19 protein-coding genes, 1 tRNA gene and 4 pseudogenes are annotated in these 20,547 nt (G+C 69.6%); 14 read left to right on the forward strand and 10 right to left on the reverse strand.

Annotated elements, in window-relative coordinates; translation table 11 throughout:
* Nucleotides 1-91: 91 nt before the first annotated feature.
* Complete coding sequence (locus tag ACIQVI_RS17650) at nucleotides 92-2,191, reverse strand: HEAT repeat domain-containing protein (protein WP_351973694.1); 2,100 nt, start codon at nucleotides 2,189-2,191, stop codon at nucleotides 92-94.
* A gap of 582 nt (nucleotides 2,192-2,773) precedes the next feature.
* Here ACIQVI_RS17650 and ACIQVI_RS17655 point away from each other — a divergent pair.
* The gene (locus ACIQVI_RS17655) at nucleotides 2,774-3,241 is read left to right on the forward strand and encodes a PPOX class F420-dependent oxidoreductase (protein ID WP_351973692.1); all 468 of its coding nucleotides are present in this window, start codon (nucleotides 2,774-2,776) and stop codon (nucleotides 3,239-3,241) included.
* On the opposite strand, the gene ACIQVI_RS17660 is transcribed toward ACIQVI_RS17655, so the two are convergent.
* The gene (locus tag ACIQVI_RS17660; protein WP_403596435.1) at nucleotides 3,234-4,304 is read right to left on the reverse strand and encodes a GlxA family transcriptional regulator; all 1,071 of its coding nucleotides are present in this window, start codon (nucleotides 4,302-4,304) and stop codon (nucleotides 3,234-3,236) included. The two genes, ACIQVI_RS17655 and ACIQVI_RS17660, sit on opposite strands and share 8 nt — an antisense overlap.
* Before the next feature lie 175 nt (nucleotides 4,305-4,479).
* Between ACIQVI_RS17660 and ACIQVI_RS17665 the strand changes: the two genes are divergently transcribed.
* Nucleotides 4,480-5,373 (forward strand): NAD(P)-dependent oxidoreductase, encoded by an 894-nt coding sequence (locus ACIQVI_RS17665; RefSeq protein ID WP_403596438.1) that lies wholly within the window; start codon nucleotides 4,480-4,482, stop codon nucleotides 5,371-5,373.
* A 27-nt stretch (nucleotides 5,374-5,400) separates the two neighbouring features.
* On the opposite strand, the gene ACIQVI_RS17670 is transcribed toward ACIQVI_RS17665, so the two are convergent.
* A complete protein-coding gene (locus tag ACIQVI_RS17670; protein WP_403596441.1) occupies nucleotides 5,401-6,165 on the reverse strand; it encodes a thioesterase II family protein in 765 nt (254 codons plus the stop codon).
* A 188-nt stretch (nucleotides 6,166-6,353) separates the two neighbouring features.
* Between ACIQVI_RS17670 and ACIQVI_RS17675 the strand changes: the two genes are divergently transcribed.
* Nucleotides 6,354-6,578 (forward strand): hypothetical protein, encoded by a 225-nt coding sequence (locus tag ACIQVI_RS17675; RefSeq protein WP_403596444.1) that lies wholly within the window; start codon nucleotides 6,354-6,356, stop codon nucleotides 6,576-6,578.
* A 121-nt stretch (nucleotides 6,579-6,699) separates the two neighbouring features.
* Here the strand turns inward: ACIQVI_RS17675 and ACIQVI_RS17680 are convergent.
* Nucleotides 6,700-7,026, reverse strand: a pseudogene (locus ACIQVI_RS17680) (DNA-binding protein); the annotation flags it as partial.
* A gap of 54 nt (nucleotides 7,027-7,080) precedes the next feature.
* Nucleotides 7,081-7,278 (reverse strand): annotated as a pseudogene (locus tag ACIQVI_RS17685) (CopG family transcriptional regulator); the annotation flags it as partial.
* Between the two features lie 148 nt (nucleotides 7,279-7,426).
* On the opposite strand from ACIQVI_RS17685, the gene ACIQVI_RS17690 reads away from it, so the two are divergent.
* The gene (locus ACIQVI_RS17690) at nucleotides 7,427-8,011 is read left to right on the forward strand and encodes a hypothetical protein (RefSeq protein ID WP_403596447.1); all 585 of its coding nucleotides are present in this window, start codon (nucleotides 7,427-7,429) and stop codon (nucleotides 8,009-8,011) included.
* On the opposite strand, the gene ACIQVI_RS17695 is transcribed toward ACIQVI_RS17690, so the two are convergent.
* The 3 genes from ACIQVI_RS17695 to ACIQVI_RS17705 all read right to left on the reverse strand — a co-directional run bounded on the left by ACIQVI_RS17695 (nucleotide 7,998) and on the right by ACIQVI_RS17705 (nucleotide 12,053).
* The gene (locus tag ACIQVI_RS17695; RefSeq protein WP_403596450.1) at nucleotides 7,998-8,690 is read right to left on the reverse strand and encodes an HAD family hydrolase; all 693 of its coding nucleotides are present in this window, start codon (nucleotides 8,688-8,690) and stop codon (nucleotides 7,998-8,000) included. The two genes, ACIQVI_RS17690 and ACIQVI_RS17695, sit on opposite strands and share 14 nt — an antisense overlap.
* Nucleotides 8,691-9,306: 616 nt before the next feature.
* On the reverse strand, nucleotides 9,307-10,512 hold the full coding sequence (locus tag ACIQVI_RS17700) for a restriction endonuclease (protein ID WP_403596453.1): 1,206 nt from the start codon (nucleotides 10,510-10,512) through the stop codon (nucleotides 9,307-9,309).
* A 1,322-nt stretch (nucleotides 10,513-11,834) separates the two neighbouring features.
* Nucleotides 11,835-12,053 (reverse strand): HAD hydrolase-like protein, encoded by a 219-nt coding sequence (locus ACIQVI_RS17705; protein WP_403596456.1) that lies wholly within the window; start codon nucleotides 12,051-12,053, stop codon nucleotides 11,835-11,837.
* Here ACIQVI_RS17705 and ACIQVI_RS17710 point away from each other — a divergent pair.
* The 7 genes and pseudogenes from ACIQVI_RS17710 to ACIQVI_RS17740 all read left to right on the forward strand — a co-directional run.
* Nucleotides 12,052-12,879 (forward strand): annotated as a pseudogene (locus ACIQVI_RS17710) (FtsK/SpoIIIE domain-containing protein); the annotation flags it as partial. The gene ACIQVI_RS17705 and the pseudogene ACIQVI_RS17710 sit on opposite strands and share 2 nt — an antisense overlap.
* A 163-nt stretch (nucleotides 12,880-13,042) precedes the next feature.
* A pseudogene (locus ACIQVI_RS17715) lies at nucleotides 13,043-13,229 on the forward strand (mobile element transfer protein).
* Between the two features lie 19 nt (nucleotides 13,230-13,248).
* Nucleotides 13,249-13,404: a hypothetical protein gene (locus tag ACIQVI_RS17720; RefSeq protein WP_403596459.1), complete on the forward strand. Its 156-nt coding sequence runs from the start codon at nucleotides 13,249-13,251 to the stop codon at nucleotides 13,402-13,404.
* Between the two features lie 12 nt (nucleotides 13,405-13,416).
* Nucleotides 13,417-14,121: a diguanylate cyclase domain-containing protein gene (locus ACIQVI_RS17725; RefSeq protein WP_403596462.1), complete on the forward strand. Its 705-nt coding sequence runs from the start codon at nucleotides 13,417-13,419 to the stop codon at nucleotides 14,119-14,121.
* 102 nt (nucleotides 14,122-14,223) lie between these two features.
* Nucleotides 14,224-14,709: a hypothetical protein gene (locus tag ACIQVI_RS17730; RefSeq protein WP_403596465.1), complete on the forward strand. Its 486-nt coding sequence runs from the start codon at nucleotides 14,224-14,226 to the stop codon at nucleotides 14,707-14,709.
* Between the two features lie 28 nt (nucleotides 14,710-14,737).
* Nucleotides 14,738-15,187 carry a hypothetical protein gene (locus ACIQVI_RS17735; RefSeq protein ID WP_403596468.1) on the forward strand — a complete coding sequence of 150 codons (450 nt, stop codon included), beginning with the start codon at nucleotides 14,738-14,740 and terminating at the stop codon, nucleotides 15,185-15,187.
* 50 nt (nucleotides 15,188-15,237) lie between these two features.
* On the forward strand, nucleotides 15,238-15,591 hold the full coding sequence (locus ACIQVI_RS17740) for a hypothetical protein (protein WP_403596471.1): 354 nt from the start codon (nucleotides 15,238-15,240) through the stop codon (nucleotides 15,589-15,591).
* 75 nt (nucleotides 15,592-15,666) lie between these two features.
* On the opposite strand, the gene ACIQVI_RS17745 is transcribed toward ACIQVI_RS17740, so the two are convergent.
* Together ACIQVI_RS17745 and ACIQVI_RS17750 are read right to left on the reverse strand one after the other, a co-directional pair.
* A complete protein-coding gene (locus ACIQVI_RS17745; protein ID WP_403596474.1) occupies nucleotides 15,667-17,004 on the reverse strand; it encodes a hypothetical protein in 1,338 nt (445 codons plus the stop codon).
* Between the two features lie 261 nt (nucleotides 17,005-17,265).
* Nucleotides 17,266-17,337 (reverse strand) — tRNA-Arg (locus ACIQVI_RS17750).
* A 160-nt stretch (nucleotides 17,338-17,497) separates the two neighbouring features.
* On the opposite strand from ACIQVI_RS17750, the gene ACIQVI_RS17755 reads away from it, so the two are divergent.
* From ACIQVI_RS17755 to lysA, 3 genes are all read left to right on the forward strand, one after another.
* Complete coding sequence (locus ACIQVI_RS17755; RefSeq protein ID WP_403596477.1) at nucleotides 17,498-17,992, forward strand: response regulator; 495 nt, start codon at nucleotides 17,498-17,500, stop codon at nucleotides 17,990-17,992.
* Between the two features lie 96 nt (nucleotides 17,993-18,088).
* Complete coding sequence (nrtL, locus tag ACIQVI_RS17760) at nucleotides 18,089-19,048, forward strand: ArgS-related anticodon-binding protein NrtL (protein ID WP_403596480.1); 960 nt, start codon at nucleotides 18,089-18,091, stop codon at nucleotides 19,046-19,048.
* A gap of 16 nt (nucleotides 19,049-19,064) precedes the next feature.
* On the forward strand, nucleotides 19,065-20,456 hold the full coding sequence (gene lysA / locus ACIQVI_RS17765) for a diaminopimelate decarboxylase (RefSeq protein ID WP_403596483.1): 1,392 nt from the start codon (nucleotides 19,065-19,067) through the stop codon (nucleotides 20,454-20,456).
* Nucleotides 20,457-20,547: the final 91 nt, after the last annotated feature.

Here is a 20,547-nt window from a genome sequence, read left to right on the forward strand (position 1 = left end):
TTATGCGGACCGAAGTCCTTTTTGTCTCCCGGGTGCCCCCACTGCTCCCGGGTGCCCCCCACCGCGAGCCCCCACCGCCGGGCGCCCCCGCTCAGTACGCTCCCCGCTCCATCCGGGCGAGGGCCGCCCGGCACAGGGTGAGCAGCTTCTCGTCGAGGTGCACGTCGTGCGTGCCCGAGACGCCCTCGCGGGCGTTGTGGCGGCGTCTGCGGGTCAGCTCGGTGAGGATCACCAGCTGGGCCCCCGAGGCCGCCGGGCCCATCTCCGCCAGGCACTCCGCGATGTCCACGCGCGCGTGCCGGTTCTCCTCCCAGGCGGCGAGCAGCACCGGAAGGGCCTCCTCCGTCCCGCCGGTCACCCGCCACAGGGCCGCGGCGGCACGGACCCGCACCCACAGGTCCCGCGAGGCGAGGGCGGGCCGCAGGGCCGGGGCCGAGGCGGCCGCCGCCGGGCCGATCTCGCCGAGGACCCGGGCGGCCGCGCACCGGTCCGCGTCCGGCAGACCCGGCCGCAGCCACCGCTCCAGGACCGGCAGCACCTCCGCCGGGTCCTCCCCGACCGCCCACAGGGCGCGCGCCGCCGCCGTGGAGACGGCGGCCGACTCGTCGGCCAGGAGCTCCCGCAGGTCCGGCACGGCCTCCCGGGCGGCGGGCCCGAAGGCCGCGAGGGCCCGCAGGGCGGCCTCCCGCACCCGGTCGCGCCGGTTCGCGGGCGCGCCGCGCAGCACCCGCAGCACCTCGGGAAGGGCCTGGGCGCCCCGGACGGCGGCCAGCGCGTAGAGCAGCGGGGCCGCCCGGTCGTACAGCAGCTCGTCCAGCTCGACCCGGGCGAGCCGGCGCCGGAGCGCGGGGGCGAGCATCGCGGCGGAGGGCCCGAGGCCGTCCGTGGCGTACAGCAGCTCCCGCCGCACCTCGCCCTCCTCCAGGGCGCGGGCGAGCAGCGGCACCGCGCGGACGTCCCCGGCGCGGGCGAGGGCGATCAGTGCCCCGTCCCGCCCGGACCGCCCGGCGGAACCGCACCCGCCGACCGGCCCCGGCCCCGGGGGAGCCGAGGCCAGGCGCGCCGCGAGCGCGTCGGCGGCGGGCGCGCCCAGCTCGAAGAGCCGCTCCAGGAAGGCGGAAGCGGCCTCCCGGAGGCGGGGCTCGGGATCCTGGAGCTGCTCGCCGACGAGCCGGACGACCTCCTCGTACCGCCCGCGCCAGACCCGTATCAGCCCTCCGCACAGCCAGATCGCGTCCGAGCGCTGCCACCGGTCGGGGCTGCGGAGCTGGGCGAGGACCAGCGCGATCCGGTCGTCGACGCGGTCGTCGAGCGCGGCGTGCAGGGTCCGCAGCAGCTCCTCGGTCCAGGGCGCGGGCCGCCCGGCCGCGTGCTCCTCCAGGAGCTCCCGCACCTGCCCGATGAGCGTCGGGGCGGCGCCCCGGGGCGCGTCGGACCCCGGCGCGGGGACGGACGCGGTCCTGATCTCCTCGAGGAGGGCCGTCACCCACGGCACGACGTCGTCGGGGATCTCGCCCGGCGCGCAGCGCGCCCGCTGCGCGAGGGCCGCGAGCCGGAGCCCCGGGTCCTGGGCGGCGCGGGCCAGCCAGCCGAGCCACTCGACGGTCTCGGCGCGCAGCGACGCGTGCCGCAGGGCGATCTGCCCGACGGCCGCCACCAGGGCGAGCCGCACCTCGGTGTCGCGCTCGACGGTGAGCCGCTCCCGCAGCAGGGTCAGCACCCGGGCGGGCTCGGGGTGCAGCGAGGCGAGCGCCCACGGCGCGGCGAGCCGCACCTCGGGGTCGGGGTCCGCGACGAGCTCCAGGAAGACGCCGGCCCCGGCGGCGATGGCGGCGGCGGCCATGGCGTAGTTGGCGGCCGGAATGAACTCCCCGTCCTCACAGGGGTGTTCGCTCATCTCCTCGTCGTCGTCCAGCTCGATCCCCCCGATGCTGGTGAGGAGTTCGACGATGCAGCCCCGGTCCTGGACCCCGGGATCGGCGACGAGTTCGAGGAGGAAGGGGATGCACGCGAGCGTCGAGTCGTAGACGTCGCCCTGGTGGTGCACCGCCCCGTACATGCCGTCGAGGGCCGTCTCCCGCTCGGCGGGATCGGCGGAGGCGAGTCCCCGGAGCAACTCCGGCACGTCGTCCGCGGGGCCGTACGCATGTCCCAGCGAGGCCCAGTCGACCTCCTCGATCCCCGTCAGCATGGCCATGCCGCCTTCCCCGTGAGCGCTGTACCAGGCAGCAAGTGTGCACCACAGGACGGACAACAAGGCCGTACCGCCGATACCCACCCCGAGGGACGGCCGCCTTCCGGTCTCTTTGCGCCATGTACGCTGCGGAGCAGGGCAGTTGCCCTGCGTACCCGCCTCCCGCTGCCCCGCCGCCCCCGGCCCGGACGCCGCTTCCTCCCCACCGCCCCGACCGGACCGCCGTCACCCGCGCGGGCGGTCGGCATCCCTGACCCGGGGTGCGCCCGCCGCCCGCTCCGGCGTGGAGACGGGGCGCCGGGAACCCCCGTACCGCTCCATACGTGGCGTGATGTCGTCCATGGGGAGAACGGCTCCGGGGGCGGGCCACAAGCGCGGGCCTCGACCCGAGGGACCGCCCGGCACCTCTCCCGTACTCGCCTGGCACCCGGCCGGCGCCCCTCCGGCATCCGCCCGTCTCTCGCCGGTCTCCTGCCGGTCTCTCGCCCGGCACTCGCCCGTCTCTCGCCCGGCCGAGTACCGTCGTCCGGGCGGAAGTTCACTTGACTTCCTCTCCGCGCGGCGGGTGATGATCGGGCCATGACCGCCTCATCCTCACCCTCGTCCCCCTCTCCCTCCCCCTCCTCGTCCTTCGACCCCAGGGCGCTGCTCGCCGAGAGCCGGCTCGGCGTCCTCGCGACCATCAAGGCGGACGGACGTCCGCAGCTCTCCCCCGTCCAGCCCTCCTACGACGAGGAGGCGGGCGTCGTCCGCGTGTCGACCACCGCCGGAACGGCCAAGACGGCGAACCTGCGGCGGGACCCCCGGGCCGCCCTGGAGGTCACCGGCCCCGACGGCCTGTCCTGGGCCACCGCCGAGGGCGTCGTCACGCTCACCGGCCCGGGGACCGACCCGCACGGCCCGGAGGTCGAGGCGCTGGTGGAGTACTACCGGGCCGCCGCGGGCGAGCACCCGGACTGGGACGAGTACCGGGCGGTGATGGTGTCCGACCGCCGGGTCCTCATCACCATGACCGTTGACCACGTGTACGGCGCGGACATCAGCTGACGGGCCGCGCCGGGGAGGCGCCGGAGCCCCCGGCCGACCGCTCCGCCGGGGCGGCCGGCCGCTTCCCCCGCGCCCGCGCCGACGCCGATCCGAAGGACTGGCGGTAGTCCGTGGGCGTCACCCCCACGTGCAGGGTGAAGTGGCGGCGCAGGTTGGCCGCCGTGCCCAGACCGCTGAACTCGCCGATCCGCTCGACCGGCAGGTCGGTCGTCTCCAGGAGCGTCCGCGCGTGCGCCAGGCGCAGGTTGAGCAGCCACTTGAGCGGGGTCATCCCGGTGGCGGCCCGCAGGCGCCGGAAGAAGGTGCGGGTGCTCATCCCGGCCCTCCCGGCCATGTCGTCGACGGTGAGGGGCTCGTCCAGGTGGCGGGCGGCCCAGTCCAGGACGGGCGCGAGGCTGTCGTCGTCGGTGACCGGGACGGAGAGGTCCACGAACTGCGCCTGGCCGCCCGGCCGGTGGCCGGAGACCACCAGACGGCGGGCGAGCTGATTGGCCACGTGGGCGCCCAGGTCGCTGCGGACGATGTGCAGGCACAGGTCGAGGCCGGCCGTCATGCCGGCGCTGGTCAGGACCCGCCCCTCGTCGACGTAGAGGACGCTGTCGTCGACCTCCACCCCGGGGTAACGGGCCGCCAGGTCGGCGGTGTTCATCCAGTGCGCGGCGGCCCGGCGGCCGTCGAGGAGTCCGGCCTCCGCGAGCGCGAACGCCCCGGTGCACAGCGAGACCACGCGGGCGCCGGAGGCGTGGGCGCGCCGCAGGGCGTCGGTGAACTCGGCCGGGAGGGAGGCCCCGTGGCGGGCGACGGCGTCCGGCACCGAGGGCACGATCACGGTGTCGGCGGTGACGAGGTCCTCGATCCCGTGGGAGGTGCGGACGGAGAAGCCCCGCGCCGGTTCCGCGGCGGAGGGAGGGGACACCGAGCAGACCCGCAGGTCGTACCAGGGATCGGCGAGGTCGGGCTGGGGATCGCCGAAGACCGCGTAGGCGATGGCCGTCTCGTAGACCTCGCAGACCCCCATGTCGGTGTCGTTGACCAGGGCGATGGCGACGGAGCCGGGATGCATGACGCCGAGGCTACGGCAGTAATTTTGCGAAGGTCGGCACTTCCGCCACTGTCGGCCCGCTTTCCGCCGGTGCGAGGGTGCGGGTGAGGGTCGGACGGCCGCGACGCGACCGCGCGAGCGGCACCGGCCACGCGAGCGACGCGCACCGCGGGGTGGGCGGGAACAGGAGTGCTCCATGCCGAGAACCGACAGGTCCCAGGCTCCGGTGACGGTCATCGGGCTGGGCTCGATGGGCCGGTCCCTGGCCGCCGCCTTCCTCGCGGCCGGCCACCCCACCACCGTGTGGAACCGCACGGCCGCCAAGGCCGACCGGCTCGTCGCCGGGGGCGCCACCCTCGCCGGTTCGGTCGGGGACGCGATCGCGGCGAGCCCGCTGGTCGTCGTCTGCGTCACCGACTACGCCGCCGTGCGCGAACTGCTCGACCCGCAGGCCGGCCCGCTCGGCGGCAAGGTCCTGGCGAACCTGACGACGGGCACCTCGGAGCAGGCCCGCGAGACGGCCGCGTGGGCGGCGGACCTGGGAGTCCGCTACCTCGACGGCGCCGTCATGGCGATCCCGGCGGACATCGCCACCGACGCGGCCGTACTCCTCTACAGCGGCCCGGAGGAGGCCTTCGAGGAGCACGGGGAGACGCTGCGCGCGCTGGGCGCGGCGGGCACCACGTATCTGGACACCGACCCCGGCCTGTCGGCGCTCCACGACATGTCGCTGCTCGGCATCATGTGGGGCGTCCTGAACGGCTTCCTCCAGGGCGCCGCCCTGCTCGGCACCGCGGGCGTCGCGGCCACCGCCTTCGCCCCGCTGGCCAACACCATGATCAAGGTGGTGACCGAGTACGTGACCGCGTACGCCCCCCAGATCGACGCGGGCGCCTACCCGGCCGACGACGCCACCGTGACGGTGCACCGGGACGCCCTGGAACACCTCGCCGAGGAGAGCGAGAAGCTCGGCGTCAACGCCGAACTGCCCCGTCTCTTCAAGGCGTTCACCGACCGCGCGGCGGCCGACGGCCACGCCGGCAGCAGCTACGCGGCCCTGATCGAACAGTTCAGGAAGCCCTCGTCCTGACCCGCCGGCCCACCGGCACCCCCTCGCTCAGCCGGTACGGGTGGGCAGCAGGCCGCGCACCAGCTCGGCGACCTCCCCGACGTGGTCGGCGAGGAAGAAGTGGCCGCCCTCGAAGACGCGCGTCCGGAAGGCGCCGGAGGTGTGCCCGCCCCAGGCCTCGACCTCCTCGACGGTCGCCTCGGAGTCCCGGTCACCGGTCAGGGCGACGACGGGGCAGGTCAGCGGCCGACCGGTGGTGTCCTCGTACGAGGCGAGCGCGCGGTAGTCCCCGCGCAGCGCGGGCAGGATCAGCTCCAGCAGGTCGGGCTCGTCGAACACGGCGGAGTCGGTCCCGCCCAACCCCTTTACCCGCGCCACGAGTTCGTCGTCCTCCAGCGGTACGTGCCGCGCCCGCCACCCGGCGGCGGCGGGCGCGCGGCGCCCCGACACGACCAGGAGGTCCGGCTCGCCGCCGGGCAGCCGGGCGAGCCGCACGGCGACCTCGTACGCCAGCGAGGCCCCCATGCTGTGCCCGAGCAACGCCCGGGGCCGCCCGTCCGGGGGCCCCATCGCCTCCGCGACGAGATCGGCCAGCCGGTGGAGGTCCTCCACCGGAGCCTCGTGCAGCCGGTCGAGGCGTCCCGGGTACTGCACGGCCGACACGTCGACGGCGGGGGAGAGCGCCAGGGCGAGCGGCCGCCAGTAGGAGGCGGAGCCCCCCGCGTGCGGGAAACACACCAGCTCACACCCGGCGGCGCCCCCACCCGCCCCCGCAGGAAAACGCCGCAACCACGCCTCACGCGCCCGACCCATCACAACCCACCTCACCGTCACCACACTCCGAGGCCCCCCACCACCCGGGCCACTGCCAGGCATCGTAGAAGCACCACCCGATCCGGCACCGGGCAAGGGCCAAGACTGCCGGTCACGGGCAATGTCCGCCCCGGACAGCCGTGCGAGAGTGGGGCCGACGAGGCACTGCCCGAACCACAGGGGGAAACATGGCCAAGCCCGTACACGCGCAGATAGGCGAGAAGAAGATCCACTGCCTCATCTGCGGAGGCGACGTCTTCCGCGAGCGCGAGGTGAAACTGAACAGCACCGGCATGGAGTTCTTCAACCTGGCCTGGGCGAACGAGTCGGCCAACGGCCTGATCTGCTGCTCATGCGGCTACGTACAGCTCTTCGCCAACGGCCACTTGAGCCTCTACCGGGCCTCGGAGTAACCCGCACCGACACCCGACCGCCCGGAAGAAACGAACGACAGACTGCTTACGGCCGCACCTGGCGCGAGGGGAAGCGCCCCTGGTGCGGACGGAGCGGGAACCGGGGCCGCGATCGGAGTCGTACCTCGACGATCGTGGCGCGTCTGCCGCACAGGACCATGAGGTCCTCCGGATCCGAAGTCAGGACGGCGACCGGCCCAGGGGCCGCGAGGGCGCCGACGGCGTACTTGTGGCCGTGCAGGCCGACGTCGACGAGGAGCGCGGCGGTGTGGCGGGCGATGGGCTCGATGACGAGTCGGAAGAGCGTCCACTCCAGAGCCGGGCGGTTGATACGGGGGCGGACCACTTAAACGAGGGCGGCCGCCGAGGCGATCACCCGCAGGTCGTCGGCGCGCGCCAGGGCGAGCCAGGCGGTGACCGCGCGGTCGCGCGGGACGGCCTTGGCCAGCCCTTCGCTGTCGAGGACGAGGGTGCTGCCGGGGACCGCGGGGGAGGGCGTTACGCGTCGCTCGCTCCGTGCCCGGCTGAGCCGCTCCCGGAGGGACTGAACGTCCTCGTCCGTGACGGGCCCGTGTTCGGCCTCGGCGACAGCGATGAGTTCGTCGCGCTCGATCTGGCGGGCGACGACAGCGGCCACATAGGCGGACAGACCGGAGGGACCACTGCGGGCCTTGGCGGCTCCGGCGAATGACCTCGGCAAGGTGAATGAGGAAGGCGGTTCGCCCTCTGCCCGCCGGTAAACCTTCGCGCTCGAACACCCGAAGGCGCACTGGGACAGATCGCGGCGAAGACAGGCAAGAGATCCAACGACGAACTGCGGCGCCGAGTCCTACAGGTTCCTTAATGCGGTGGAGAAATCTGTCACAACAGGCCGGGCCCTCACGGTCTGCTCAAAATCCGTTGCCGCGATCCGGGCCGACCCGGTAGTCAGTCTCTCGATGACGATTTTTCACTGTGCTGCGTGTGGCACTCGGCTGACAACAGAGCTGCAACAGATGGCCGAGGTGCCCGAACGCCCCTTCTACGACGGCTTGCCGGTCGATGGAGTGCGGCGCGCCCCGGCGACCATGCCGCGCGGCTTCTATGCGGTCGACCCCGACCCGACCGGTGCGCCGTTCGTGGCCGCCGATGACCAGGACAGCTTCGTCCCGGCGTATCCGGGTGGACCGTCGATGAGCGACGAGGAGGGCGTCGAAATGGTCTCGGGAGGGCCTCGCAACACCCTGCTGCTCCACCCTGAGGACATGCCGCACTTGATTCCGTTGAGCTCAGGAGAGGTGGGCTGCTGCGGCAGCCCTGGTGACAAGGGCCCGAATCGGGGGTGCGGATGCGGTGCCACGATCGGCACTGAGATGTCCGAGTGCTACACCCCGTACGAGCTCCACCTCGTTCCGGGCGCGGTGGTCGAGGGACAGGCCGCTACGCGGCGGTGAATGCGTCGGCGATGTCCTGCATGTGCTCGATGACGACATCGGCTTGCACCTCGCTGAAAAGGTCCACCTTGTGGGGCTTGTCGGCGTAGCCGATGACTGTTGCTCCGGCTGCGTGGGCCGCCTGGACATCGGTGAGAGAGTCCCCGATCAGGGTGCAGCTCGTGACGTCGATGTGCATCCGCTCGGCCGCCGTGATGAGCGGGAACGGGTTCGGCTTCATCAGGTGGAGCTGTTCGGAAGGGCGGCCCACGATCTCCGTGACGTGCTCCCGCAAGCCGTGGAGCTCCAGGAAGGCCCGTACACACTCGGCGGAGTTGTTACTCACCACCGCGACCCCCCGGCCGGCCGCGCGTGCCGCCCGGAGGGCTTCCGCCGCTCCCGGGGTCGGCTGTCCAACCACCGCGACGGCTCGCACCTCGGCGGCCGTCAGGGCCTGCTCGACCCTCTGGCCCAGCTCGGTGTCGGCCTCGTGCGCGATGCGCAGGACCTCGATCGGGTCGTCCGTCCGGGCGGCCTTCGCCCCCGCGGCTTCATCCCCGGCGGAGAGAAGCGCGGTCAGCTCTCGTGCGACCTCGGGCGCCGACAGTCCCGCGAACACGTCGCACACGGGCCCGTCGAAGCCGAAGAGGACGACACGGGCATTCGCCAGGGTCTCGATGAGCTGGTCGGCGTCCGTCAAGGTCGAAGTCCCTTCCGATGGTCTCCCGGACACTCTCGAACCACATCCGGGCTCGCCGGGCCCCGTCAGAGGACTCGGCGTCGTAGATCCCCATCGTCTTGCCCTGAGCGGCGACCCTATTCAGACGGATCGAGCAGATCTCGAAGGACTACGTGCCGCTGCGGGCACAGATGCTGATCCTGCTCTCGCCGCTCTCCACCGGATTCGTGCCCATCAGCGGTCCACCGCCCCGGCCTCCCCGGCTGTCGCCGTCCACTGGGCCTACATCAACCAATCCTGGCTCGCCGCCGGCATCCGTCGTGACTTCCAGGACAACCACGCGCACCCACGAGATCTACGTCGAACCCGACGCTCAGGAACGGGAAGCCGGCCCCGGCCCCTCCATACAGCCGCCCAGTGCCGTACACGCCCGCACATACAACAAGACCCCGCACCCAGCTTTCCGCTGATCGCGGGGTTTTGGGGCACTTCCTGCGAAGTGCCCCCGGCAGGATTCGAACCTGCGCACACGGCTCCGGAGGCCCTGTGCGTCCTGTGAATTACCGCTGGTCAGAGACACGTGAGCGTATCGGCATACCTCCGTCGTCCACGAATAGGGCGCGCATCGCGCTGTCGGCTACTCCAGCAAGATCTCTTCGGGGCGCCGGTTCGTGACCGCGGTCTCTCGCACGGTCAGTATGTGCTCGATGCAGGCTTCGAGGTCTCCGCCGTGGTTGTCCCCGGCCATGCTCCTGAGCTCCCGAGCCAGATCCATCCCGTTGATGAGGACGATCGGGTACTGGTCTTCCACCATCTCGGTTTGCGCGGGCACGGAGTAGGCCCCGGTCGTGTCGAAGACGTCGATCCAGCCACGTCGGAGTCTGGCCACGACGCGGGCGATCTGCTCGGCGGTTACTAGGTTGTCGAGTTTGACGCATTTCGCCTGTCCGAGAACAACGAGACTGGTGCCGGCCAAGCCGCTGCCGATGTCGAGTCGCCCTACGAAGTCTGCTCCTCCGTCACCGGATCGCGGGGTGAGCCATTCCTCGACGTAGCTGTTGCCGGCGCCGCGTAGAACATGCGATGCGACCGCGGAGGCGACGGCCTCGAATTCGTGCTTGCGTCCGTCGAAGTACTTGTAGATCGGCTCCAGATCCTTGGCCTCGGTGCTGTCCGGAGCAGGCCGCTGCTCTGGAACCTTGGTCACCTTGGCGCGAGCGACACGCCGCCGGAGCCTGAGTAGGGCCGAGTTTCCGTGCTTGACCAACTCGCGCCAAGCCTGAGGTGCGAGTTCGAGCGATGCCATGTTGCTCACGGATTTGTTCCTACGAGCGTCGATCCACTCCCAGGAGTCTTTGTCGTCCTCTTGGGTGAGGTCGATGAGAGCGATGTCGTACACGTAGTTCGTGAACGTCGTGTGCTCGCTGCCGCTCCACTGAACCAGCTGCTCTGCCCGCTCGATGGCACCTAGCCCGCAGAACTCGACGTGTCCCTTGACCTTTCCGCTTCGCGAGGCCGCGCGGAACAGCAGCAACGGGACTGCACCTGCTCGTTCCTCCGAAGTGTGTCCCTGGTGCCCGGTGAAGGCGTCAAGCAGGGCCGTGTTGCCGTTGGCCCTTCCAGGTTCAACTGTGCTGGTGGCCTTGTGGTCGCCGAAGTAGCGGACGTGTCCGTTATCCATGTCGAACACGTCGTGCCAAGGCGTCTGTTCGGTGCCGGCCTTCCAGAGGCTAGATCTGATGAGGATCACTGGCCGCCCGTCCCCGCCCGGCGCGCGGACTTTCGCCATGCCGTTGATCCCGGTCTCCAGCAGGGCTCGCGGGAGTTCGGGCGAGTGGGTCACATGGTGGAAGTTGGGGGTACCCGTCCAACACCGCTGGATCGGGATCCTTGCCAGTGGCGTAGTGGTACACCTGCCCTACACGCAACCGACCACCCATAAATTCTCCTGAAGCTGCGCCAACCTGACGTCGCTGTTGACGGTAGCCGCTGGTACTGACTCTGGGAGCAGGCATCTATGGCATTCAACGCAGCTAGATGCGGCGCAAGTTGCTTGGAGGCCAGTTGATCAACCTGGCTGACTTGGCATCAGAGTGACTCATCTCACGGAGGTTTGACGAGCTACGCGCCGGTAGCCTCGCGAAAGGGCTCGGTGTGGACGGATCAAGGAAGGTATGGTGTGGCGCAGCTCAACCGTTCCCGGCCTTGCACGTCTCGGCTGGGTACCGAGGCGCCGGCCATGTCAGTGGACAGGCCGGCAATCACCCGGGTAGGGGGTTGAGTCGCGATGGGCAGTGATCGCAACGGAGGCCAGAAGAAGTGGCGGGACCCTGAGTGGTGGGTCCGCATCATTCTGGCAATCGTGCCGGCGGTTACGGCAGTCGCAGGATGCGTAAGTCAGGTAGCCGCCCGCTAGGGGATGGCGCTCGGCCGTAGTGCTCGCCAAGTGAGTGCGACCGATTCGTGGACGGCCGAACCCACCTGACGTAAGACGCTCCGAACGTGGCCCGATGCGGATGGCCGTCCGCATCGGGCCTTCGTTTTTGAAGCGCGAGCACTAGTTCTCGCAGCATCCGGTGGTGCTGCAAGGTATCTGAGTTGGAATCCTAGGATTTGGAAACCCTCAGTGCAAGCCTTAAGAGACAACCGGCCTCTTCGCTCCAACTGAAAAATAGCAGGTCAGAAGGGGGGCGGCAGATTTGCCGTAAAAATTCTTTTGACGTTTGATGGGTTGTCAAATATGGGCGAGATGGCTCTCTCTGACAGATCTAGGCGGGCTGAGGCAGTCATTCTGAGAGGCGGTGCCTGCGGCGCGAGGCCTTAGTCCGTACGTCAGATCCGTCGAGCCTTACCCACCAACCACCCCAGTTCTCATCCCGTCTGCCGTCGAACCATACGCCCGTTGCCGTGTTGCTCGGCTCTACCTGGGGCGACGACAGACGGGATGAGAGGGCCCCCACCGACACACCCCACCGGCCGGCACTCGCGTACCGCCTCGGACCCATCATGATTCGTTACCCATCAACCCGAGCCGCAGGCGTGCGGCCGGCGGCCGAGCTGGAGTGGGGCGCAGGCCCGGGCGACGGGCCACACGCGCCGCGCCGTGCGCGGCGGGCGCCTTGATGAGGTAGAGAAATCTGTAACAGCTCCCTCGCTGCCTCTTGGCTACGTCGTGTTGAGTGCTTCTGTGATCGCGTCGGCGAACTGGTCCGCCTTGTGGGGCTTGTTGGCGTACCCGACTACCGCTGCCCCGGCGGTGTGGGCCGCTTGGATGTCGGTGAGCGAGTCGCCGATCAGAGTGCAGTTCGTGACATCGATGCTCATCTGCTCGGCCGCTGTGATGAGCGGGAACGGGTTTGGCTTCATCAGGTGCGGCTGCTTCATGACGGACCTGGCGACGTTATGGGAAGTCGGCCTCCCGCTCGCCGGAACCGCCGGGGCCTCGGCTACGAGAAGGTCCGTGCGCCTCGGGTGTTCTGGTCGCTGGTAGGTCTGCCGGTGGCGACGACGCGGTTCGCGATCACCTACCGCTCCACGATGGGTGTGTGGGCTGACGGTGCAGCCGTCCCGGTTGCGGGCACTCATGGTCCGCAACCTCGCCCGCCGCCCCGACGCCCAGCCCGTACCCCCGAAGGTCCGCCGGTTCCGGGGTATCGCGACCGGCCTGCGGGTCACGCTGCGGCTCCCGGCCGGTCTGGAGCCCGCCGACGTGATGGCGGCCTCCGAGCGGCTGCGGCACGCCTGGGGCGTCCACTCGGTGAACGTGGTGGAGACGAAGCCGGGGTTCGTGGAGCTACGGATGACCGGGGACGACGTCCTGCGCCGGGTGCGGATGCCCCACCACCGGGTGGCTTCCGGTCCGATGACGGTCCCGGTCGCGCTGCGGGAGGACGGGACCGCGTTCGTCCGGGACTACCTGAAGGTCCCGCACACGCTGACCCTCGGCGCGAACCAGTCCGGCAAGTCGATGTACCAGCGCAACCTGATCGCCGGGCTGGCCCGACTGCCGGTGGCCCTGGTCGGTATCGACTGCAAGCTGGGCGTCGAGCACCGTGGCCATGCGCCCCGGCTGTCGGCTCTGGCGATTACCCCGGAGGAGACGGACGGCCTGCTGGACGGGCTGGTCGGGGAGATGGAGGACCGCTTCGACCTGCTCAGCGAGCACGGCGTCGGCGGCATCTGGGCCCTGCCCGACCATCTGCGCCCGGTGCTACCCGCGCTCCTGGCGCACGCCCAGAAGATCGCGGACGCCCACCGGGCCCAGACCGGTGAGTCGATCGACGCGGAGACCCTCCACACCCGGCACGGCATGCCCGCTTCCTTTGCGGACTCCACCGCGCTCCAACTCGCCTAATCAGGAAGGAGAAAGACCCGTGCGTCCGAACTGCTTCCACGACGTGATCCGCATCGGCCCGGTGCAGATCGGCACCCACCGCGACGGTCGGGCCGCACCAAGCACACCGCCGTGTGCACCGCCCTCGGCTGCGACTTCTCCGCCGACTACACACCCGTGCCGCCGCCGAACTCGCCGCTCGTACCCACCGCTGCCAGTCCCGCTGAACTCGAAGGAGCCTGTCGCGTGGACGTTCCGCTCTGGCTCGCCCTGATCATCGTCGGCGGCCTCGGCATTAAGCTCATCCGCCCGCCCCGGTGGCTCGTCTCCGTGATCCTCCTTGGCGGCCACCTCCTCGCCGACAGCTTCTTCGCCCCGCTCATCGACCTGATTACCAAGTAGGGAGACTCCGCCATGCTCCGACCGCACGCCCCGGTCAACCTGCTTCCGACCGGCCTCGTCACCCTGCTCGTTCAGCCGACTCCCGTTCCGACCGCCGATGTTGAGCCGGTCACGTCCGTTCCGGCCTCGACGCCGGTTGCCCCGGCTTGGACCACGGTCCAGCTCACCCCGGGCAGCGCGCTCGCCCTCGCCGCCGGCGGTGGCGCGGTGGTCCTGGTCGTCGGCACTGTCCTGGTCTCCATGCTCCTCACCGGCGTCTCCGTCGCCCTGATCGCCGTCGTCCTGCGCCTGCTCGTCCGCGACAGAAGAGCCGGTGACCCCCGTGGACACGTACACCATGGCCGCCGCTGGATTACCGGCCCTCGGCTGGGCTCAGCACGGCGGTCTGCTCTCGAGCCGTCTGGCCACCGCCCGCCGCGACCCCCTGACCGGCCTGCACACCCGCGCCGGATGAACCACCGCGCCGAACACCTGCTGGCCAAGAACCCCGGCGCCCTGGTGCTCCTGGTCGACCTGGACGACTTCAAGGCCGTCAACGACACTCACGACCACGCCGCCGGCGACACGGTCTTCGTCGCCACCGCCGACCGGCTGACCGACTGGTGCGACGGCACGAGATCGCCGCCCGCCTCGGCAGGGACGAGTTCGCCGCCATCGTCACCAACCTCGGCGCCGTCAACCTCTTCGACCTCTGGTCTGCCTTGGACAGCCCGGTAACCCACCGCGGACACGTCCTGCCGGTCTCCGCCTCCGTCGGCTGCTCCCTCCGCGACCAGATGCCGGTCTCGACACGTGGCTCCGTGGACTGGAGGCAGCCGCGTGAAGTCCCTCGACGTGAAGGTCTGGAGCGTCCGTAAGCGGGATACCAAGACGCCTTCGTACGGTGTCCGCTGGTCCGTGGCGGGCAATGTCTTCTCGGATTCTTTCCGTACCAAGGCGCTTGCGGATCACTACCGCACCAAGCTGATGCGAGCGATGCGGGACGGCGAGGAGTTCGACACGGAGTCCGTCCTCCCTGCCTCGATGGAAGAGAAGAAGTCGGCCGTGTCGTGGTACGACTTTTCCCTCAGGTATCTCGCGATGAAGCGGCCTCACGCCGCCCCCAATATGCGAGATGGCATCAATGAATCGCTCGCCAGCGTGACGGTAGAAAACCTTGATGACCGCCCCGGCCGCCGCCGGGTCGATTCGCAGGGCGCTGCGCAATTGGGATTTCTTGCTTCCGGGGCCTGCGGAGCGAGAAGTTCCGAACGGCGTGAAGAACGTCCTTCACTGGGTGTCCAAAGCGTTTTGACCCCTCGCTGATCTTGCTGAGCCTGCTACGGCTCGCGCGGTGCTCGATTTTCTGAAACTCAAGCTTGACGGGACCCCGACCGCTGCGGAAACTGTGCGGCGCAAGCGGCGGACCCTCGTGAATGCGGCGAACTACGCGGTGGATCTGAGGGAGTTGCGGGAAATCCCGATCACGGTTGTCCGCTGGCAGAAGCCGAAAGTGTCCAACCAGGTCACCCCCGCGTCGTCGCCAACCCGGAGCAAGTTCGGAATCTCCTGGCGGCTGTCTCCTACGTGGGTGGGTACCGGCGTGCTCGTGGTCGTCGGATCGTCGGCCTCTTTGCCGCGATGTACTTCGGTGGCTTTCGTCCGGCAGAAGCTGTCGGCCTGGCCGAAACGGACCTCGTCCTTCCTGAGCAAGGGTGGGGATCGGCACTTTTCCACCGGACTCGCCCGTCGGTCGGCAGGCAGTGGGCCGATTCGGGGGAGGCCCACGACGACCGCGGGCTGAAGAATCGACCGATCTAGGACGTACGGCGGGTACCCGTCCCGCCTCATCTCGTGACCGTTCTCCGGGAACACCTGGCCACCTCCGGCACAGCGGACTACGGGCGGTTGTTCTTCAGCGAGAAGGGTTCGGTGGTCCCGTCCTCGACCTACTACCGCGTCTGGCAGGAGGCCCGGCTCCTCGCGCTTCCGCCGGCCGTCGCTGCCTCGCGGCTCGCGAGTCGGTCGTACGACCTTCGGCACTCGGCCCTGTCAAGCTGGCCCAACGCGGGCGTCGACCCGACCAAGGTGGCGGAGCGCGCCGGCAACAGCGTCGAGGTCCTGCTGACCTGCTACGGGAAGTGCCTCGACGGGCGTCAGGACGTCGCCAACCGGCGCATCGAGGACCTGCTCCGCGAGTACGAGTAACCCTGTAGTTGTGCGGTGGAGGCTCCCGGGGAGATCGCTGCCCCAGGAGCCTCTTTGCATGTGTGCGTGGTGTCGCTAAGAACGTCGGTCCGTTCCGCGCTCACGCCGGCGCTGCATCCGCTCCCGTTTAGAAGGCGAACCGCCAGTCACCGCGGCAAAGATCACCTCGCGACTTCCGCTCAAGCTGAGTTCGAGCTGGCGTTGGACTCCTTTCGATCCCAACCCCGTAGTACCTATCCAGCCGCCAGCTACGAGATCGGTGAACTCGGTATTATCAAGATAACGGTCAACTGTCTTACGGCTAAAGGATCGAGGGTTACCTGCGGTTTGGAACCGCCTGTGCAGTTGATCGAAATGCTCGCGGGCCAGGTATATTCCGGGCGTCAGGCTCTTCGCGTCTGGCAGGAGAGAGTCGCCTTGGCAGAGCTTGATCCAGGAAGGTCTTGCGGAGAGTCGATAATCATCGATTGTCCGTTTCGACTTGTCACACTCGTCGTCGATCGCTCGCATGCGTTCAAGCTGTTCCGTAAGGTTGCTGTCGTTGTTCGGGTAGTAGCGCCACTCCGATGCTCCACTCCCCTTCGACATCCTTTTATATTGAACCATGACGAAGCAATCGCGAGACTCGTGGTAGTAGATCAGATCCACGCCGAGTGTCTTTTCGGCAGCCTTGCGGTTGGCGTTGTAAATGAAGAGTCGTTGCTCTCCCTGGCTGAAGCCTGCCCAACCGGCCCGGTTCAGCCAGTCCTGAGGGCCTAGCCAATCACGAAAACGCTGCACGTCGTGTGCGATTAGGTCGTCCTCGTGGGATGGTCCGTTACGAGTTTGAAGGCGGGTAATGAATGGAACGTCATCGTCCTCGTGTGGTTGATCCCAACTAACAAGCTCGTCAACGTCGAAGTCCGCCATGCGTACAGAGGTGAGAGTCGCGTCGCGTTCGTCCATGAGTAGCCTGGCGGCCGGCGTCAGGGCCGGAGAGTGCCTGTCCCCTGCTCCAAGGGTCTGGAGATGAGGAATGACATCGCTGGCCCGTTTACTCAAAGCTTTCAGCAGGTGCTTACCCGCACCACTTGGCAGGGCCCCGTCGCGAAGTAGGTACTGGCGCGAGAGTTGAGGAACCAAGGCTTCCAGCTCGGCCCATGGCACGGGGGACAGGAGCCGGTACGGCTTGACTACTTCGATTCGCCTCTTCAAGTCGTCGCCCGGCCCCCGTAGCTTGCCGGCCTGTGCAACGTAGGTCACCTGTGGGGCGCCGCGTTCGGCTCCAGTGATGATCAGAGTGACGTGGGAGCCCTTCCAGTGTTCCTGGTACTGGGTGGTGACCCAGTGCGGCATGCTCCCGTCATCTCTCTGGCGCCACAAAGTTCTGAGGTGCTCCTCCTCTTTGAGGGCAGCACGGATGATTGCAACCATGGCTGTCATTCTTCAGTGGATGGCGCGTCTGAGACCGGGGATCTGCTACTTCCGGATCGTTCTAGTAGCTGGACGGCAGAAGACGTGTGATGCCGGCGGGTCCTCCCGCTTCACATGCGGCGATGCCCCATGATCCCGTCCACGCCTCGTCCACAGACCTCGACATACGGCCGCTCAGCCCTGCTCGCACCTGTACATACAACAAGACCCCGTGTTCAGCTTTTCCGCTGATCACGGGGTCTGTGTGGCACTTCTGCGAAGTGCCCCCGGCAGGATTCGAACCTGCGCACACGGCTCCGGAGGCCGTTGCTCTATCCCCTGAGCTACGGGGGCGTGCGCCGCGTTCGGCGGCGACGGGTAGAACCCTACCAGCTCCCGGGGCGTGCCTGTGAACAGGTATTTCCGGGGTGTCACGGGGGGCCGTGTCCCCCGCACGGGTCGGAAGTGGGTAAAAGCCGGACGTGGTCGGCGGGGGCGGCCTACTCTCGTTCGTGTGTCAGGCGCGTCCGGCCGGGTGCTCGTTGTCGACGACAACAAGGTGATCCGGCAGCTGATCAGGGTCAATCTCGAACTCGAGGGGTTCGAGGTCGTGACCGCGGCCGATGGTGCCGAGTGTCTGGATGTCGTGCATCGGGTTCGGCCCGATGTCGTCACCCTCGACGTCGTCATGCCCCGCCTCGACGGGATCAGGACGGCCGAGCGGCTGCGGGCCGATCCGCGGACCCGGCACCTGCCGGTCGCCATCATCAGCGCCTGCAACGAGGTCGTCGACGGTGCCGCGCCCGAGGTCGACGCCTTCCTCTCCAAGCCCTTCGAGCCCGCCGAGCTCGTCCGTGTCGTGCGCCAGCTCATGCGCCGCGAGCGGCGGGACCGTCCCGGCGCGGCCGGTCAGGACGGTGGAGAGGAACCGGCCGTGGTCGACGTCCCTCGGGAGGAAGGTCTTCTCGACGGCGCCGTCGACGGCCGCGGCGACTCCCTTCCCGACTGAATTTCCCCCGCGGGCCGAGGGGCCCATCCGTACCCCGTTGCCCGCATGGCGAAACCGGTTCGCGTCAGGCCCCCCCTCCTCCCCTACGCTGGTCCCGTGACCCCCGCGGACCTCTCCCTCACCGTGCTGCACGCCGTGCGCCGCGCGGTCGACGACGGTGCTCTGCGGGTCGACGTCCCTCCGCGGGTGAAGGTCGAGCGGACCCGGCCCGGGGGAGTGGGGGAGTACGCCAGCAGCGTCGCGCTCACCCTCGCCCGGCCCGCCGGCCGCACCCCCCTCGACGTCGCCGGGATCCTGCGGGAGCGGCTCCGGGACGTCTCCGGGCTCCGGCGCGTCGAGATCACCGGGCCCGGGTTCCTGAACTTCACCCTGCGGGAAGACGCCGACGCCGATCTCGTACGGGAGATCCTGGCCGCCGGGACGTCGTACGGACACGGCACCGACCTCGCCGGGACCGTCGTCCTCCTCGCCGGGACGACCGCGCCCCGCGACGCCCTCGTGACCGAGACCCTCGCCCGGCTGCTGCGCTCCCAGGGGGCCGACGTCGAGATCGGGCGGTACGGCGAGTGGCTCCACGTACATCCGGGGGAGTACGACCCCTCCTACGGGGAGGACGTCCTGCGCTGGGCCTTCCTGCGGGCCGCGCCCCACGACCGGCCCCTCGACCCCGCCCCCCTCCTCGTCCCGCACGAGCGCAACCCCCTCTTCCGCGTCCGGTACGCGTACTCCCGCACCCGCCGGCTGCTCGTCAACGCCCGGCAGCTCGGGTTCTCCCCCGAACCGGGGGACTGCGACGGCGCCGCACTCCTCGGCCTCCTCCGCGACCACCCCTCCGCGCTCCTCGCCGCCGCCCGCCACCGCGCCCCCGACCGGGTAGCCCGGCACCTCGAAGCCGTCGCCGACGCCTTGCTCGCGTTCCAGCACACCGTGCTGCCGCTCGGCGACGAGAAACCCTCGGCCGCCCACCGCTCCCGGCTCGCGCTCGCCGAAGCCGCCGGGACGGTGCTCGCCGGTGGCCTCTCCGCGCTCGGCATCAGCGCACCCGATCGGATCTGAAAGAGCAGACGCAGACATGAGCCGTTCCGCCCACCCCGCAGGGCCCCGCCACGCCGACGTCCTCCCCGAGGGCCACTACTCCGCCCCGCCCACCGACCTCAACGTCCTCGACCCCAAGGTGTGGTCACGCACCGTCGGGAGGGACGAGCACGGGGTCGCCACCGTCGCGGGAATCAGGGTGACCGACCTCGCCGAGGAGTTCGGCACCCCCGCCTACTTCCTCGACGAGGCCGACTTCCGCGCCCGCTGCCGCGCCTGGGCCGACGCCTTCGGCCCGGACGCCGACGTCTTCTACGCCGGGAAGGCCTTCCTCTCCCGTGCCGTCGTTCGGTGGCTCACAGAAGAGGGACTGAACCTCGACGTGTGCTCCGGCGGCGAGCTCACCACCGCCCTCTCCGCCGGAATGCCCGCCGAGCGCATCGCCTTCCACGGCAACAACAAGAGCGAGGAGGAGATCGAGAAGGCGGTGGGCGCCGGCGTCGGGCGGATCGTGCTCGACTCCTTCCAGGAGATCGTCCGCGTCGCCCACGTCGCCCAGTCCCTCGGCAAGCGGCAGCGCGTGCAGATCCGGGTGACCGTCGGCGTCGAGGCCCACACCCACGAGTTCATCGCCACCGCCCACGAGGACCAGAAGTTCGGCATCGCGCTCGCCGGCGGGCAGGCCGCAGAGGCCGTGCGCCGGGCGCTGAAGCTCGACGGGCTCGAACTCGTCGGCATCCACTCGCACATCGGCTCGCAGATCTTCGACATGGCCGGCTTCGAGGTCTCCGCCCGCCGCGTCGTCCAGCTCCTCACCGAGGTGCGCGACGAGCACGGCGTCGAGCTGCCCGAGATCGACCTCGGCGGCGGCCTCGGCATCGCGTACACCTCCGAGGACGACCCGCGCGAGCCGCACGAGATCGCCAAGGCGCTCAACGAGATCGTGACGCGGGAGTGCGAGGCCGCCGGGCTGCGGACCCCCCGCATCTCCGTCGAGCCCGGGCGGGCCGTCGTCGGCCCCACCGCCTTCACCCTCTACCGGGTCGGCACGATCAAGCCCCTCGACGGGCTGCGCACGTACGTGAGCGTCGACGGCGGCATGTCGGACAACATCCGGACCGCCCTGTACGACGCCGAGTACAGCGTCAGCCTCGTCTCGCGGACCAGCGACGCCGAGCCGATGCTCTCCCGGGTCGTCGGCAAGCACTGCGAGAGCGGCGACATCGTCGTACGGGACGCCTTCCTGCCCTCTGACCTGGCCCCCGGCGACCTCCTCGCCGTACCGGCCACCGGCGCGTACTGCCGCTCCATGGCCAGCAACTACAACCACGCGCTCCGCCCGCCCGTCGTGGCCGTCCGCGACGGCGAGGCGCGCGTCATCGTCCGCCGCGAGACGGAGGAAGATCTCCTGCGTCTCGACGTCGGATGATGAAATAGTCGGGTGATGGAATCCATGTCTCACGATCCGGACAAAGGGCGGAAACCCCCGTCCGGTGAGTGAGACTGGTCCTCACCGTAGG

The organism is Streptomyces sp. NPDC098101 (assembly GCF_044760185.1).
Lineage (GTDB): Bacteria > Actinomycetota > Actinomycetes > Streptomycetales > Streptomycetaceae > Streptomyces.

Bases quoted from the DNA above. Each gene is read 5' to 3' on its own strand.
- ACIQVI_RS17650 (WP_351973694.1), bottom strand. From the start codon at position 2,191: ATGCTGACGGGGATCGAGGAGGTCGACTGGGCCTCGCTGGGACATGCG.
- ACIQVI_RS17655 (WP_351973692.1), top strand. From the start codon at position 2,774: ATGACCGCCTCATCCTCACCCTCGTCCCCCTCTCCCTCCCCCTCCTCG.
- ACIQVI_RS17660 (WP_403596435.1), bottom strand. From the start codon at position 4,304: ATGCATCCCGGCTCCGTCGCCATCGCCCTGGTCAACGACACCGACATG.
- ACIQVI_RS17665 (WP_403596438.1), top strand. From the start codon at position 4,480: ATGCCGAGAACCGACAGGTCCCAGGCTCCGGTGACGGTCATCGGGCTG.
- ACIQVI_RS17670 (WP_403596441.1), bottom strand. From the start codon at position 6,165: ATGGGTCGGGCGCGTGAGGCGTGGTTGCGGCGTTTTCCTGCGGGGGCG.
- ACIQVI_RS17675 (WP_403596444.1), top strand. From the start codon at position 6,354: ATGGCCAAGCCCGTACACGCGCAGATAGGCGAGAAGAAGATCCACTGC.
- ACIQVI_RS17705 (WP_403596456.1), bottom strand. From the start codon at position 12,053: ATGAAGCAGCCGCACCTGATGAAGCCAAACCCGTTCCCGCTCATCACA.
- ACIQVI_RS17725 (WP_403596462.1), top strand. From the start codon at position 13,417: ATGCTCCGACCGCACGCCCCGGTCAACCTGCTTCCGACCGGCCTCGTC.
- ACIQVI_RS17745 (WP_403596474.1), bottom strand. From the start codon at position 17,004: ATGGTTGCAATCATCCGTGCTGCCCTCAAAGAGGAGGAGCACCTCAGA.
- lysA (WP_403596483.1), top strand. From the start codon at position 19,065: ATGAGCCGTTCCGCCCACCCCGCAGGGCCCCGCCACGCCGACGTCCTC.